This window comes from Streptomyces sp. NPDC001717, from assembly GCF_042892775.1.
In the GTDB taxonomy this organism is placed as follows: domain Bacteria; phylum Actinomycetota; class Actinomycetes; order Streptomycetales; family Streptomycetaceae; genus Streptomyces.
Genome location: NZ_JBIAUK010000011.1, coordinates 214751 through 229760, shown reverse-complemented (window position 1 = coordinate 229760; position 15010 = coordinate 214751). Strand labels below are relative to the sequence as shown.

The following is a 15010-nucleotide window of genomic DNA, read 5'->3' as shown; positions in this document are numbered from 1 at the left end:
CCGCGAGGGTCTTCTTCGAAGCGGCGATGCGGCGGATGACGGCGTTGGACACGGATTGACCTTCCGACGGGAACAAGGGCGGTCGCGGCACGTCGAAGACGTGCGTGAGCCACTCACGCGAAGGAGAGGGGATCGGTGGGCGGCGGGTGAAGCACCCGTGCCGCCCGGCGACTCATCCAGTTCTACCGACGCCCCCACCCCCTGGCAACGACCCCGATTACTAGACGGCATCGCAGCACGGGCGCAACGACCCCACGGAGAAATGCCGAGGAGTGGCGCCCTGCGGGACGTTCAGGGACCACTAACCCGCCTCGTATGTGACGTGGGTCCTGTGGGGCGCCTCACCGCCCAGGGCCCCGAATGTCACCGGATGCGACCACTCGTACACCTCCAGGGGGCGCTCGACGCATCCGGACCGGCGCGCGCGGCCGACTGCCTGGCGCGGAGTTGCCGTGTCCTTCGGGCGGTGCTTGCTTGGACGGGGAGAGCCCCCGGACCGCGGGGGCCGCCTCGTACCAGGAGGACTCATGAAGTTCGCGCAGATCATCGACTTCGAAACCGACCGCGCCGACGAGATTCGCGAACTCATCCACCAGTACGAGCAGACGGCCCGGGCGGAAGGCCGCAAGCACGGCCCCACGCACCGCACCCTCCTGCGCGACCGGTCCAACCCGAACCGCTATCTGGCCGTGGTCGAGTTCGATTCGTACGAGGACGCCATGGCCAACAGCGACGCCCCGGAGACGGCCGAGCTCGCCCAGCAGCTCGCGGCCCTCTCCACACGGCCGCCCGCTTTCACCGACTGCGACGTGGCGGAGTCCTCGGACGTGTAGCGGGCCGGTCAGGCGACGAGGGTGTAGGTGCTGCTGCCCGTCAGCCAAAGCCCGACCAGCAGCGAGAGGGCCACGATCAGCCGGTCCTGGTGGTCCTCGAGCCAGGTCCGCAGCGCGTTCAGCCGGGCGTGGGCGGCGGCCGGCGCCCGTACGGTGTACAGCTCCATCACCAGGAGGCTGAGGGTGGCCAGCAGGCAGTAGGCGGTCAGGGCGAGCCAGTCGGAGAGGGAGGAGAGGTCGGCGTCGACCGCCGTGGCGGCGCCGGCACCCACCAGGGCCCACGGCTGGAGCAACCACGCGAGTGCGGCGGTCGTGCCGAGCGAGGCGTTGTCGATGCGGGCCGTCCAGCCCGGTGGTTTGCGCGGGCGGGGCGGCTGCCGGTAGCGGTGGACGCCGAACAGCACCAGGCCGACGCCGATCGCCAGCTTCGCCGCGACCGCGGCGGTCGACGGCGTGCTGTGGTGGACGGGCGGCGTCCCGCCGGTCAGCAGTACGACGCAGGCGATCACCACGGCCAGGTTGGCCAGCCAGGACAGCAGGAACGTGAGGCCCTTGCGCACGCCTCGCCGCGAGGCGAGCAGCAGGATGAAGCCGCTGTTGTGCAGGGGGCCGAGGGTGATGGCCGTGCCGATCACGACCAGGTCGACGACCATCGGCACGGCCACTCCCGGGGTTGAAGGCCGTCCGGTGGCCCCGGACGGGCGTTTCGCGCGGGCGTGCCCGGCGAGCAGGGGTTCCGGCGCCTGCGTGGTGCCGCGTCCCGACTCTGCGGCCCCCGGCCCGACGGGTCAAGCGGGCCACGCCGGTGCGCGCCGACCGTGGCGACGGGGCTTAGGCGCCGGGCTTGACGGGCCTCTTGTAGTACCGCCACGGGAACCATCCCGCGCCGACCGGGATCCAGCCGTCGGACTCCATGCGCCGGTGTCGAGCGAGGGAGGGGAGCGTGACTCGGCAATGCTCCCAGGGGTGGCCGGACGCCTCCACCTCGTGGAAGAACGGACCGTAGCCGACCATGTGCCAGCCGTCGCGGCCCGCCTCGTCCAGGGCGGCCATCTCGTTGAACGCGGTCAATCCTGCGAGGGTGCGACGCTTCGGGGCGTTCGGCCCCCCGGCGGCCGGCGCCGCCGCGCTCCCGGCCTTGGCCGCGAAGCGCTGCTGGGCGGCCTGGCGGCTCACTCCCAGGACGCGACCCACCGTGTCCCAGCTGTGGCCGGCGGCCCGGGCGCCCTGGACCGCCTCACGCAGCAGCCGGCTCGCCTCCTCCGCACCGACGCGCGAGGCGTCCACCAGGCGCAGGTACCCGTGGGCGTCGTGTTCGAGCGAGTCGGCAAGCCCCTCGGGGGCGCCGAGGACGGCTGCGGCGATCCCTTCCCGGATCCGGTCCATCTCCGCCGGGTGGAGCAACGGTTCGTCACTCATCGGCGCAGTCCGGCAAGGGGTTCGAGGGCGTCGAGGACCGCCTCGTCGCGGCGCGCCTGCTCGGCGGTGTCGCGGGCAGCCGCTCGGGCGGCCGCCCCGGCCGTGCCGGCGATCAGTGCGAGGCCGACGACGATCAGGACGACGGTGGCCCAGGAGCCGAGCCGGTCGTCGAACATCACCGTCACGGCGGGCAGGCTCACGGCGAGCGGCAGTACGGCAGCCATGGACGTCGCGGCCGGGAAGAGGTCCCGGTGTCGTGCCCTCGAATTCAAGATCAACATACGTCAAGGAAACATTGACGCCGCCGACTTGTCAAGAAATCCTTGACGTCGACGTCCCGGGCCCACGTGCGGGGGCGTGTTGCCCGTGGGGCAGGATGGCAGCCCGGGTCGAGTGCGCACACCTGCTCGAACGGGGCTCCGTACAGCACGATCTGACAGGTGAAGAAGTGACGACACGACACATACGTCGACCGGCGGCCCCGCTCGCCGTGCGCCCGGTCCCCCTCGCCCCGGAGGGAGCCCTGTGAGCCGGGACCTCGTCCTGCACGACTGGGTGGTGGCCGCCATCGCGATGGCGGCGGGTGTCGCGGCCGGGTTGCTGCTGCGCGTGCTGATGCGGTGGCTGGGCGGGCACGCGAGCAGGACGGCCTGGAGCGGGGACGACATCATCGTCGACGCGCTCCGCACGCTCGTGCCGTGGGCGGCCGTCATCGGGGGCGCGGCCGCGGCCGCGTCGGCCCTGCCGCTCACCACGCGGGTCACGGGGCTCGTGAACGATTCGCTGATCGCCGTGCTGATCCTCATCGCCACGGTCTCGGCGGCCAGGGGCGTCGCGGGGCTCGTGCAGTCCCTGGCGCAGTCCCGTACGGGAGTGGCCGGATCGGCCACCATCTTCGTCAACATCGCCCGTGTCGTCGTGCTGACCATGGGTGTGCTCGTCGCCCTCGAAACCATGGGCGTGTCCATCGCGCCGCTGCTCACGGCGCTCGGCGTGGGTGGTCTGGCGGTCGCCCTGGCGCTGCAGGACACGCTGGCCAACCTCTTCGCGGGCGTGCACATCCTCGCGTCGAAGACGGTGCAGCCCGGTGACTACATCCGGCTCAGCAGCGGTGAGGAGGGGTACGTCGTCGACATCAACTGGCGCAACACCGTGGTGCGCAACCTGTCGAACAACCTGGTGATCATCCCCAACGGCCGTCTCGCACGGACGAACATGACCAACTTCACCCAGCCGGAACAGAAGCTGTCGATCCTGGTCCAGGTGGGCGTCGGGTACGACAGCGACCTGGAGCACGTCGAGCGGGTCACGCTGGAGGTCGTCGACGGCGTGATGGCCGATGTGTCGGGCGGGGTCGCCGATCACGAGGCCCTCGTCCGCTTCCACACGTTCGGGGACTCCAGGATCAACTTCACGGTGATCCTGGGCGTGAGCGAGTTCAGCGACCAGTACCGGATCAAGCACGCGTTCATCAAGCGCCTGCACGAGCGGTACCGGGCCGAGGGCATCTCCATCCCCGCGCCCAAGCAGACGCTCACGGTGGAGTCGTGGGGTGCGTCGGTCCCCCACCAGCGCGAGGCCGAGGCCTCCGTGCTGATGGGGAACGGACGGGATTAGCGCGGTCCGCCCCCTCGGCGGGACACCCGGGCCCGGGGCCTGTCGTCGCAGGGGGCGATCGGCTCGATTACGGCTCGTCCTGCTCGTCCGTCTCGTGATCGGTGTTCTGCTCGGGCCTGTTCCCCCGCATGCTCGCGTGGGAACCTGAAGTGGTCGCGTCGACGTAACCGTCCAAGTCGTGACGTTCCTCGTCCGTATCCCGCTCGTCAGGCATGCCAACTCCTCTGATCAGGAAGGGCTTCGCCTCTACGGTAGCGACAGGAATCGCGCGCCGGAGGGTGGTTGGCGGATCGGGCGGGCGCTCCGCACGGCTGCTCGGCGCCGGAAAATCCGGCGGCGCCGTCGCTCCGGGCCCCGGACAATGAGCGCCATGACAGCGCTGCACGCCAACCCCCTCTTCGCCCGCCTCGCGGACTCCGAGCGCATTCTGGTCGCGGGAGCGGGCGGGGGCTTCGACATCTACGCCGGGCTCCCGATCGCCCTCTCCCTCATGCACCAGGGCAAGCAGGTCCGTCTGGCGAACCTCTCCTTCAGCTCGCTCGCCGGCCTGCCCGTCGAGGAGTGGGCGGCCCCCGACCTCGCCGCCGTCACCCCTCGCTCCGCGCCCCACCAGGCCTACTTCCCCGAGCGGACCCTCGCCCGGTGGCTGAGGATCCACGGCTATCCGGACACCGTGTACGCCTTCCCCCAGGTCGGGGTGCAGCCGCTCCGGGCCGCCTACCGGGCCCTGATCGACCTGCACGGCATCGACGCGGTCGTACTCGTCGACGGCGGTACGGACATCCTGATGCGCGGCGACGAAGCGGGCCTCGGCACCCCCGAGGAGGACCTGACCAGCGTCGCCGCTCTGGCCGCGCTGGACGACGTACCGCAGCGGCTCGTCGTGTCGGTGGGCTTCGGGGTGGACGCGTACCACGGGGTCAGTCACGCGCTGGTACTGGAGAACATCGCGGCGCTGGAGCGCGACGGCGCCTACCTCGGCGCGTTCTCGATACCGCGCGCCACGCGTGAGGGGGCGCTCTTCCTGGACGCCGTGGCCCACGCCCAGGAGCACACCCCGGACCGCCCGAGCATCGTGAACGGCTCGATCGCCGCCGCCGTCCGGGGCTCCTTCGGCGACGTCCGGTTCACCACCCGCACCAGCGGCAGCGACTGGCCGCGCGCTGCCTCTACCTGGACCGCATCGAGGACACCCACCTGATGCGGCAGGTGCACTCGCGGATCGCCGAATTCCGCGAGGACCTCGTCACCCGCCCGTCCCGTCGCATCCCGCACTGACCGAGCCGCGTCGGGCGTACGGCTCGCCGGTCAACGCCGGCCGGTCGTGGCGGTGATGGCACCGAGGGCGTCGTGGAGGGTGTGGTCGTTCGACGGGCGGTCGTGCCAGCGTGCGGCGACGTGGCCGTCGGGGCGGACGAGGAGTGCTCCGGGCGTCGGGAGGCCCCAGGCCTGCCCGTGCCCGTCGGTGAGGGTCTCGATGCGCAGTGGCCATGGGGTGGCGGATTGCCGCTCCCACGGGACGGGGTCGGCGGTGAGCAGGGTGAACCACTCGCCGAAGGTGTCGAGGGTGGAGCGTTCGGGTGTGAGCCACAGGTGCGGCATGCGGTGGCCCGGCTCCGCGGTGGGGACGTAGTCCGTGGTCGCGCTCGTGCCGGCCGGCTCCGGTGGGGTGCCGTCGCCGGAGAGGACGGCCTGCGAGCGGTAGGTGACGCCGAGCACGAGGCCGAGCTGGGCGAAGTACTCCTCGGCCCACGGCAGTTCGACCTGGTCGGAAGCCGTCGCCGCGCCCGCTCGGAGCTCCTCGCGGCGCCTGCTCTGCACTTCGAGTGCGAGCCGCGTGTTGGCGACCGCCTGACCGAGCGTCAGGTGGGCGACGGGCAGTCGCTCGGTCTCGTACGTGTCCAGCACACCCGGTCCGGCCCACCCGTGGAGGACACCGGCCAGTTTCCAGCACAGGTTGTGCGCGTCCGCGACGCCGGCGTTCATGCCCATGCCGCCGAAGACCGGGATCGCGTGGGCGGCGTCTCCGGCGAGCAGGGTCCTGCCGTGGCGTAGGCGTTCGGCGACGAACGCGTTCATCACCCAGTGCTGGACGCGCAGCACATCGGCCCGTACGTCGGCCCGGGGGCCGAGGGCGCGCGAGACGAGGCCGGGCCAGTCGGTGCCCCCTGTGTCCTCGGGCGTGGGCCCGAACCAGGCCCAGCCGCCCTCGGGGTAGAGCGGGGCGAACGCCCCGTGCGCGGTGAAGTAGACGCCCGCGGGCTGTCCGTCGGACCAGCGACCGAGATCGGCGTCGAACACGACCGTGGTGAAGGCCGCCATCGCCCCGGGTCCGCTGGTCTCGATGCCGAGCCCTTGCCGGACGGTGGAGTTCGCGCCGTCGGCGGCGAGTACGTAGCGGGCGCGGACGCGGCTCCGTTCACCACGCTGGTGGTCGACGAGTGCGGCGGTGACGCTCCCGGGCCCTTCGGCCAGGCCGACGAGCTCCGTGCCGAAGCGCAGCGGCCCGTCCGCCGCGGCCAGGAGAGTGGGTTCCAGGCGGTCCTGTGAGGTGACCACGCCGGTCACGGGGCTTTCGGGGATCGGTGCGTCGACCCCCACCATCGCGGCGGTGGCGAAGTCGCTGTCGTAGAGGGTGTCTCGGAAGCGGACGCGGCCGAACTTCGGCGGGAACGCGCGGGCGGCGATGTCGGCCTCGATGCCGAGCCGGCGGAAGATCTCCATCGAGCGTGCGTTGACCAGGCGGGACCGGGGGAACGGTGACAGTTCCCGGTGCTTCTCGACGAGCAGGGTCCGTACGCCCCAGCGCTCCAGGAGGGCCCGCGCGGTGAGCCCGACCGGCCCCCCGCCGACGATCAGCACGTCCGTCTCGATGTCGGCCTCGCCGTTCGCCTCGCTGTTCGCCTCTTCGTTCGCCTCGGCGTTCGTCAGGGGCATGTCGGGGTCCTCCCGCTCACCTCGGTCCGGCAGGGCACTCGCTCGCCGACAGCTTGTCGCCGGCGCCGGCCACGCGGCATCCGGTTCATCCCACCCCGCCCGCACCGGGATGGACCGCATTCACCCGTGGGGCGGCGCGGCGGCGGGCCGGCCCTTCGGCAGGGCCGTGGCCGCGAGAAGGAGGGCGATGCCCAGGGCGCAGCTCGCGACCGCGAAGGCGCCGGGGGTGGCTTCGGCGCTGACGATGCCGGCCTCGTCCGCCGCCTCGCTGTTGATGGCGAGGACCACGGCTCCCGCGCTCGCCAGGCCGATCGCCCCGCCCAGTTGGCGGAGCGTCTGCCGGACGACGGACGCGTCGGGCCGCTTGTCCGCGGGGACCGCGCGCATCATCTCGGCGCTCAGGGCGGGGACCGGCAGCCCCATTCCCAGTCCCGTGAGGAACATCCCGGGGACCAGCCAGCGGTACTCCCCCGCCGGAAGCGCGACCGTCCAGACCACGGCGCCCGCCGTGGCGGCGGTGAGACCCAGCACCACGGGCACCCTGATCGACCGGAAGCGGTCCAGCAGGTACCCGGACAGGAAGGTGCCCGTCGTCAAGGAGGCGACCAGGGGGAACAGGGCCGTGCCGGTGGCCGGGAGCGACAGGTGCAGGGTCTGCCGCAGGAAGAGCGTGCCGTGCACGATCACGACGAGCTGCGCGGCCTGCACCAGGAAGGTGAGGGCGACTTCCACGGCGTACGGCCGGATGAGCAGCAGCCGCAGGTCCACGAGGGGCCGCGGGGACCGCAGGACGAGCCGCACGGTCAGGGCCAGCGTCAGCGAGCCCGTCACCAGGGCGGTGAAGGTCCGCGGATCGGTGACGCCCCAGACTCCGCACTGGTAGAGCCCCCAGACGAGCAGGCCCAACGAGACGATCACGGCGAGGGGCTGGCCCGGGGTGATCGTGCCGCCGCCGGCCTCGGTGCGGACGCGCGCCCGGCCGATCGTCCAGAGGGTCAGCGCGCCGACGGGCACGTTGACGAGGAAGACGGACCGCCATCCGAAGCACACGATGAGGACCGCCCCGACCACGGGCCCCATGACGAAGAGGATCTGCGCCAGTCCCGCGTAGGCGGCGAGTGCCCGGCCGCGTTCCCGCTCCTCGTACACGTCCGCGATCAGCGTCGTGGCCACCGGCAGCATCAGGGCGGCGCCGATGCCCTGCACGGCCCTGGTCGTGAGCAGGTACGGCTCGGCGGCGTCCCCGCCCGGCGCGAGGCCGCAGAGCCCGGAGGCGACCATGAACACGGCGGTCCCGCACCGGAAGGTGCGCACGAGGCCGAATCGGCGTGAGGCCATGGCTCCGACCGGCGTGAACGCGGCCGCCGCCAGGCTGTAGACGAGCACCACGGCGTGGAGGGCGAACGTGGTGAAGCCCAGGCTCCGCGCCACCGGGTCGAGGGCGACGGCGACGACGGTCTGATCCAGCATGACCATGCCGCCTGCGCAGCCCATGGCGGCGACGACGAGGTGCGGGCGGGGAGAGGAGGGGCTTTCGGCGGAAGGACGGCGCGCGGACGACACTCGTCCCCCAACGAGTGAGGGGCCCTTACGACATGGCCAGGCAGGATGGGGGTCATGAGCTTCGCGATGGTGTCGCGGTGGTCGTGCCCCGGCTCCTGACGGCCCCGCCCGCGGAGCCGGTACGGCGAACCGCCCCTTCGCGGAGTTCGTTCCGTGGAGGGGCGGCGTCCTGGCATGGCGTCCACGTGGCCTAGTCGGTGGCGGCCCGGAAGCCCCGCAGGCGGAGGCTGTTGCCGACCACGAAGACCGAGGAGAAGGCCATGGCCGCTCCGGCGATCATCGGGTTGAGCAGTCCGGCCGCGGCGAGCGGGAGGGCCGCGATGTTGTAGGCGAAGGCCCAGAACAGGTTCGAGCGGATCGTGCCGAGGGTCTTGCGGGCGAGGCGGATGGCGTCGGCCGCGGCCCGCAGGTCGCCTCGTACGAGGGTCAGGTCTCCCGCCTCGATGGCGGCGTCGGTGCCGGTGCCCATGGCCAGGCCCAGGTCGGCCTGGGCGAGTGCGGCCGCGTCGTTGACGCCGTCGCCGACCATGGCCACGCTGCGGCCCTCGGCCTGGAGTCGCTTGACGACGTCGACCTTGTCCTGGGGCATGACCTCGGCGATGACCTGTTCGATGCCGACCTCGGCCGCGACGGCTTCGGCCACGGCCCGGTTGTCGCCGGTGAGGAGGATGGGGGTGAGGCCGAGGGAGCGCAGCCGCCGGATCGCCTCGGCGCTGGTCTCCTTGACCGCGTCGGCGACCTCCAGGACGGCGCGGGCCTCACCGTCCCAGGCCACGGCGATGGCGGTACGGCCGGCCGCCTCGGCCCGCGCCTTCGCGCGCTCCAGGTGCACGGGCAGGTCGATGGCCCACTCGGCGAGGAGCTTTTCGCGTCCGACGAGGACGGCGTGGCCGTCCACGACGCCCTGGACTCCGAGGCCGGGGACGTTGGCGAAGTCCTCGGGGGTGGGGAGGGCGCCGGCCTCGGCGGCCGCGCCGGCGGCGACGGCCTGGGCGATGGGGTGCTCGGAGGCGTGCTCCAACGCACCCGCGAGGCGCAGGACTTCGGTCTCGTCGGTGTCGTCGGTGGTGTGGACGGCGAGGAGGGTCATCCTGCCGGTGGTGACGGTGCCGGTCTTGTCGAGGACGACGGTGTCGACCTTGCGGGTGGTCTCCAGGACTTCGGGGCCCTTGATGAGGATGCCGAGTTGGGCGCCGCGGCCGGTGCCGACCATGAGGGCGGTGGGGGTGGCCAGGCCCAGGGCGCACGGGCAGGCGATGATCAGGACGGCGACGGCCGCCGTGAAGGCCGCCGTGAGTCCGGCGCCGGAGCCGAGCCAGAAGCCGAGGGTGGCCAGTGCGAGGCCGATGACGACGGGTACGAAGACCGCGGAGATCTTGTCCGCGAGGCGCTGGGCGGCGGCCTTGCCGTTCTGGGCGTCCTCGACGAGCTTCGCCATCCGGGCGAGCTGGGTGTCGGCTCCCACGCGGGTGGCTTCGACGACCAGGCGGCCGCCGGCGTTCAGGGTGGCGCCGGTGACGGGGTCGCCCACGCCGACCTCGACGGGTACGGATTCCCCGGTGAGCATGGAGGCGTCGACGGCGGAGGAGCCTTCGACGACGGTGCCGTCGGTGGCGATCTTTTCGCCGGGGCGGACCAGGAAGCGGTCCCCGACCTGGAGTTCGGCGGTCGACACGGTGACCTCTCGGCCGCCGCGCAGCACCGTGACCTCCTTGGCGCCGAGTTCCAGCAGCGCCTTGAGGGCGGCGCCGGCCTTGCGCTTGGACTTGGCCTCGAAGTAGCGGCCGGCCAGGATGAAGGCGGTGACTCCGGCCGCCGCCTCCAGGTAGATGTTGCCCGCGCCGTCGGTGCGGGCGATCGTGAACTCGAAGGCGTGGGTCATGCCGGGAGTGCCGGCGGTGCCGAAGAACAGCGCCCACAGCGACCACAGGAACGCGGCCGTCGTGCCGACCGAGATCAGGGTGTCCATGGTGGCCGCGCCGTGCCTGGCGTTGGTCCAGGCTGCGCGGTGGAAGGGCCAGGCCGCGTAGGTGACCACGGGCGCGGTCAGCGTCAGCGAGAGCCACTGCCAGTACTCGATCTGGAGCGCCGGGACCATCGCCATCGCGATGACGGGGACGGCGAGGGACACGGCGGTGACGAGGCGTTGCCGGAGCGGGCGCAGTTCGTCGTGGTCCCCCGCCGGGTCGACGGCGTCCCCCGGCGCGTCCGTACGGACCGGGGCGGGTTCGTGCGCGGTGTAGCCGGTGGCCTCGACGGTGGCTATCAGCTGCGCGACGGACACGTCGTCCGCGTCGAAGGTGACCTTGGCCTTCTCCGTCGCGTAGTTGACGGTGGCCTCGACCCCGTCCATGCGGTTGAGCTTCTTCTCGATGCGGGCGGCGCACGAGGCGCAGGTCATGCCGCCGATGGCGAGTTCGATCTCGGCGGCGCCGACGGTGGTGATCACGGGTGCTGCTCCTCGTTCGTGCGCGGGAGGGCTGGGAACGGGCCGGGGCCCGGGCGGACGGGCCCCGGCAGGGACACGGTCGGTGCGGGGTGTCAGGCGGCGCGGCCGGTGAGCTCGTACCCGGCCTCGTCGATCGCGGCCGCGATGGCGTCGTCGTGGGGCTCGCCGACGGTGGTCACCGTGACCAGGCCGCCGGTCAGGTCCACGTCGACGGAGACGACGCCGTCGAGGGCTCCGACCACGGTGGCGATGGCCGTACGGCAGTGTCCGCAGGTCATGCCCGAAATGCGGTACGCGGTGCTGACGGTGGTGTCCGCCACGGCCACGGCCACGGCGGTCGCCGTCCCGGCGTTCGTGCCGGCGTTCGTGCCGCAGGTGCCTTCGGGAGTACAGCAGGACATGGTTCTCTCCATTCGCCATGCGTTTCGATACCCGGTGGGGGTATCGACTTCGACGCCCTCAGATATACCCCCCATGGGTATCCGACGCAAGAGATCCGATCGCTTGACTTGATACCCCTGGGGGGTATGGTGGCGAGCGCCGGCAGCCGCCGCGCCCCCACCCCTCGCACGGGAGAGCAGAGATGAACACCGGACTGAAGATCACCGCCTTCGCCGCCGCCCTCACCGCGGTCTTCGGAACCGCGTACGGAGTCGGCACGGGCGTCGGCCCGATGGGCGCCCCGGAAGGGGCGGAACATGCGGGACACGGCGGCCCTCGGGAAGCGGCCCCGGCATCGGCGCCCGGCGGGCTGCAGGTCTCGGACGCCGGCTACACGCTGTCCCTGGACACGAGGCAGATCGGACCGGGCCCCGCGGAGCTCAGCTTTTCGATCAAGGATCGGGACGGACGCAAGGTCACGGCGTACAAGACCGAGCACGGCAAGGAGCTGCACTTCATCGTCGCCTCGCGCGACCTCACGGTCTACCGCCACCTGCACCCGGTCCGGGCGGCCGACGGGACCTGGTCGACGCCGGTGGACCTGCCCGCGGCAGGCGGCTACAAGGCCTTCGCCGACTTCACCCCGGCCGCGGACGGCGCGAAGGGCGTCACCCTCGGCGCGGATCTCGCCGTGCCCGGCACGTACGCTCCCGCCCCGATGCCGCCGGCCTCCGGGACGGCGGAGGTCGAGGGTTACGGCGTCACGCTGGGCGGCACCCTGGACCCGGGCAAGGCGGGCGAACTCCGGCTCACCGTCGGCAAGGACGGAAAGCCCGTCACGAACCTGGAGCCCTACCTCGGCGCGTACGGCCACCTGGTCGCCCTGCGCGACGGGGACCTGGCCTACCTCCACGTCCACCCCAACGGGGGCGGCCCCGGACCCGAGGTCTCCTTCACCGCCACGGCCCCGAGCGCCGGGACGTACCGGCTGTTCCTGGACTTCCGGCACGAGGGCAAGGTCCGGACGGCGGCCTTCACCGTCCGGGCGGGCGGGCCCGCCGACGCCGCGAGCGCACCCGCCGGCACCGGCTCCACCGAGGCCGAGCCCGGCGGGCACTCCCACTGACCGCACGGCTGCTCCGTCCGGGAGCGGACGGCCGCGTCGGGCCCGCCACCCTCGGGCGCGCGCCCGATCGGCGGTAGGGTGCGCCCGTGTCCGAGCACCAGCGCGATCTCACGGGTTACGGCGCCGAGCCGCCGCACGCCGCGTGGCCCGGTGGAGCCCGGGTCGCCGTCAGTCTCGTACTCAACTACGAGGAGGGCGGGGAACAGAGCGTCCTCGAAGGGGACGCCGCCTCCGAGGGGTACCTGCACGAGATCGTCGGCGCGCCGCCCGTGGTCGGCGGGCGGGACCTGAACGTCGAGTCGATGTTCGCCTACGGCTCGCGCGCCGGTTTCTGGCGCATCCACCGCACCCTGGCGGCGCACGGCGCGCCGCTCACCGTCTACGCCGTGGGCCGGGCACTGGAGCAGAACCCGGACGCCGCGCGGGCGATGGGCGGTGCCGGGTGGGAAGTGGCGAGCCACGGCTGGCGCTGGATCGACTACCGGCACGTCCCCGAGGACGTGGAACGCGCCGACATCGCCCGCTCGGTCCGCACGATCGAGCGGCTCGTGGGACGCCGGCCCGTCGGGTGGTACACCGGCCGTACGAGCGGCAGTACGCGGCGGCTCGTCGCCGAGGAGGGCGGCTTCCTCTACGACTCGGACGACTACTCCGACGACCTGCCGTTCTACGTGGAGGCCGCCGGTCGACCGCACCTCGTGCTTCCGTACAGCCTCGACACCAACGACTTCAAGTTCCTGATCGTGCACGGCTTCACCACCGCCGACGACATGCTCTCGTACCTCGTCGACGCGTTCGACGCGCTCCATGCCGAGGGCGCCGACCGCCCGCGCATGATGAGCGTCGGCATGCACTGCCGGATCATCGGGCGGCCCGGCCGCATCCGCGTCCTGGACGGCTTCCTGAAGCACGTCGAGCGGCGCGGCGGGGCGTGGGTCGCCACGCGCGAACAGATCGCGCGCCACTGGCTGGCCACGCACCCGCCACCCCGCTGAACGCAGGTACCGTACGCCGTCAGTCCGGCCGTCCCGTGGTGAAGAAGGCGGTCAGCACGGGTGCGAGGGCGCGCGGATCGATGCCGTGGTCCTGGCCCGGGAAGACGTGCAGGGTGTAGTGGTCGCCGAGGGAGGCGAGCTGCCTCGCGCCGTTGGCCATGTACGCCTCGCCCGCCCCGCCGTGGCCGACGAGGACGGGGATCCTCACGGACCGCCGGCGGTGTGCGGGCAGCGGGCGGCCGGACATGGTGTCCCTCATCAGCCGGCCGTCGTACGGCAGGGTCGGGGAAGCGGACTCCCAGGCCGCCCAGACGGGGGTGTCGCGCATCGCGGCGACGGCTTCGCCGTTCATGCCGAGCCCGGCGGCCAGGAAGTAGGCGAGCCTCGGCGCTCTGCCCGCGCGCGACGAGCTCCGTCACGCGGTCGACGTAGTCGTCCGGCAGCGGGGCGCGGGCGCCGTCGACGACGAACGGCGGCTCGTACAGGGCCAGGGCGCGGACCGCGCTGCCGCGGGCCACCGCCTCCAGGGCCAGGACCGCTCCGGAGGACATCCCGAAGAGCAGCACCGGCCCGCCCACGTGCGCGATCAGCGCGTCCAGGTCGTCGATCTCGCGCCGCACGTCGTAGTCGGGGTGGTCACCGCTCTCGCCGCGCCTATGCGTCGCGGCCGCCCCGCAGGGCCCGGATGAGCCAGGGGTGCGCCGGGGTCAGGTTCGGTACGACCTGCCAGCCGTTGACGATCCACACCAGCCGCCAGTACCGCTCCACCGCGGGGTCGTAACCCTCCTCGAACCGCCGGGCCAGCCAGTCCCGGAACGCGGCGTCGGGAGCGCGGTCGAAGGCCTCGGCGAAGCGGTGCACGAGGTCGTCGACGACGGGTGCGGCCCGGCGGTCGAGGGGGTCGATGCCCGACTCCCCGGCCTCGGCCACCTTCCGGCGGACGAGGTCCATCAGCTCCTCGCCGGCCTCGCCCTCGATGCCGGTTCCGCTTCCGGCCGCCTGGTGCACGGCCGTTCGGCGCACGCGCGCCCGGAAGTCCTCGTCACCGACCAGTTCGGCGAGCTCCACCCACGCGGCGACCTGTTCGCCGGACGGGTCGTCGGGGAGGTCGGGGGTGGCGGCGCGGAGCATCGCCGCCGCGGCCGGGACGCCTTCCTCGTCGCCGGAGGTTCCGAAGGTGTCGTCCATGAAATCGTCGATCAGACGTCGGCGTTCCTCGCCGGACAACCGGGTGAGCCTGTGCATGAGCTTGATCTCCTCGGGTCCTGCCCCGCTCGCGGCCACGGCTCGAAGAACGCTCCGACGCAGCCGCAGTACCCGGATCCGGGCGTCCACGGCATCTGCCTGCGCCGCGGCGACCTGTGCCACCGAGAGTTCTCGGTCCAGTACGCGCCGGATCGTGGCGAGGTCGATGCCCAGCTCACGCAGCGTGCGGAGGAGTTCCAGGCGGAGCAGTGCGTCGAGGCCGTAGAGCCGGTAGCCGGCGGGGCTCCTGGTGGTAGGCGCCACCAACCCCTCGTCGGAGTAGAACCGGATGGTCCTCACGGGCAGGCCGGTCTTTCGGGAGAGCTCCCCGATCGAGCAGAGGGTCGTGGCGTCCATGTCCCCCACTCTGCTGTCTCCAGTCACTGGAGGGTCCAGACTATTTCCCCGGGGAGGCGGGGTCGTCCCCCGGAGGGGGCCCGGCCAC

At 72.5% G+C, this 15010-nt stretch carries 14 protein-coding genes and 1 pseudogene; 5 read left to right on the top strand and 10 right to left on the bottom strand.

All coding sequences use genetic code 11. The features are described from left to right. The first annotated feature begins 527 nt into the window (after window positions 1-527). Window positions 528-833 carry a hypothetical protein gene (locus tag ACFYZL_RS20320; RefSeq protein ID WP_384752644.1) on the top strand — a complete coding sequence of 102 codons (306 nt, stop codon included), beginning with the start codon at window positions 528-530 and terminating at the stop codon, window positions 831-833. Between the two features lie 8 nt (window positions 834-841). On the opposite strand, the gene ACFYZL_RS20315 is transcribed toward ACFYZL_RS20320, so the two are convergent. The 3 genes from ACFYZL_RS20315 to ACFYZL_RS20305 form a co-directional block, all read right to left on the bottom strand. Further along, on the bottom strand, window positions 842-1486 hold the full coding sequence (locus tag ACFYZL_RS20315; protein ID WP_384752652.1) for a GAP family protein: 645 nt from the start codon (window positions 1484-1486) through the stop codon (window positions 842-844). A 178-nt stretch (window positions 1487-1664) separates the two neighbouring features. Continuing rightward, window positions 1665-2252: a hypothetical protein gene (locus ACFYZL_RS20310; protein WP_384752641.1), complete on the bottom strand. Its 588-nt coding sequence runs from the start codon at window positions 2250-2252 to the stop codon at window positions 1665-1667. Next, on the bottom strand, window positions 2249-2533 hold the full coding sequence (locus ACFYZL_RS20305) for a hypothetical protein (protein WP_388680592.1): 285 nt from the start codon (window positions 2531-2533) through the stop codon (window positions 2249-2251). Before ACFYZL_RS20305 ends, ACFYZL_RS20310 begins: the two co-directional genes overlap by 4 nt. 244 nt (window positions 2534-2777) lie before the next feature. Between ACFYZL_RS20305 and ACFYZL_RS20300 the strand changes: the two genes are divergently transcribed. Next, window positions 2778-3869 carry a mechanosensitive ion channel family protein gene (locus tag ACFYZL_RS20300; RefSeq protein ID WP_384752636.1) on the top strand — a complete coding sequence of 364 codons (1092 nt, stop codon included), beginning with the start codon at window positions 2778-2780 and terminating at the stop codon, window positions 3867-3869. 67 nt (window positions 3870-3936) lie between these two features. Here the strand turns inward: ACFYZL_RS20300 and ACFYZL_RS20295 are convergent, their stop codons facing one another. Next, on the bottom strand, window positions 3937-4083 hold the full coding sequence (locus ACFYZL_RS20295; RefSeq protein WP_384752633.1) for a hypothetical protein: 147 nt from the start codon (window positions 4081-4083) through the stop codon (window positions 3937-3939). Window positions 4084-4239: 156 nt separating this feature from the next. Here ACFYZL_RS20295 and ACFYZL_RS20290 point away from each other — a divergent pair. Next, window positions 4240-5147: pseudogene (locus ACFYZL_RS20290) on the top strand (DUF1152 domain-containing protein). A 30-nt stretch (window positions 5148-5177) separates the two neighbouring features. On the opposite strand, the gene ACFYZL_RS20285 reads toward ACFYZL_RS20290, so the two are convergent. From ACFYZL_RS20285 to ACFYZL_RS20270, 4 genes are all read right to left on the bottom strand, one after another. Beyond that, window positions 5178-6806: an FAD-dependent monooxygenase gene (locus ACFYZL_RS20285; RefSeq protein WP_388680586.1), complete on the bottom strand. Its 1629-nt coding sequence runs from the start codon at window positions 6804-6806 to the stop codon at window positions 5178-5180. Between the two features lie 120 nt (window positions 6807-6926). Continuing rightward, a complete protein-coding gene (locus ACFYZL_RS20280; protein WP_388680583.1) occupies window positions 6927-8282 on the bottom strand; it encodes an MFS transporter in 1356 nt (451 codons plus the stop codon). Between the two features lie 277 nt (window positions 8283-8559). Then, window positions 8560-10818 (bottom strand): heavy metal translocating P-type ATPase, encoded by a 2259-nt coding sequence (locus ACFYZL_RS20275; RefSeq protein ID WP_388680580.1) that lies wholly within the window; start codon window positions 10816-10818, stop codon window positions 8560-8562. Window positions 10819-10910: 92 nt separating this feature from the next. Continuing rightward, window positions 10911-11219 carry a cation transporter gene (locus ACFYZL_RS20270; RefSeq protein WP_388680577.1) on the bottom strand — a complete coding sequence of 103 codons (309 nt, stop codon included), beginning with the start codon at window positions 11217-11219 and terminating at the stop codon, window positions 10911-10913. Between the two features lie 182 nt (window positions 11220-11401). On the opposite strand from ACFYZL_RS20270, the gene ACFYZL_RS20265 reads away from it, so the two are divergent. Further along, entirely contained in the window at window positions 11402-12325 is a 924-nt protein-coding gene (locus tag ACFYZL_RS20265) for a hypothetical protein (RefSeq protein WP_388680574.1), read from the top strand. Between the two features lie 86 nt (window positions 12326-12411). Further along, complete coding sequence (gene puuE / locus ACFYZL_RS20260; RefSeq protein WP_384752612.1) at window positions 12412-13320, top strand: allantoinase PuuE; 909 nt, start codon at window positions 12412-12414, stop codon at window positions 13318-13320. 19 nt (window positions 13321-13339) lie between these two features. On the opposite strand, the gene ACFYZL_RS20255 is transcribed toward puuE, so the two are convergent. Together ACFYZL_RS20255 and ACFYZL_RS20250 are read right to left on the bottom strand one after the other, a co-directional pair. Then, window positions 13340-13672, bottom strand: coding sequence for an alpha/beta fold hydrolase (locus ACFYZL_RS20255; RefSeq protein WP_388680571.1), 333 nt, complete (start codon window positions 13670-13672; stop codon window positions 13340-13342). Window positions 13673-13974: 302 nt separating this feature from the next. Then, entirely contained in the window at window positions 13975-14922 is a 948-nt protein-coding gene (locus ACFYZL_RS20250) for a MerR family transcriptional regulator (RefSeq protein WP_388680568.1), read from the bottom strand. Between the last annotated feature and the right edge of the window lie 88 nt (window positions 14923-15010).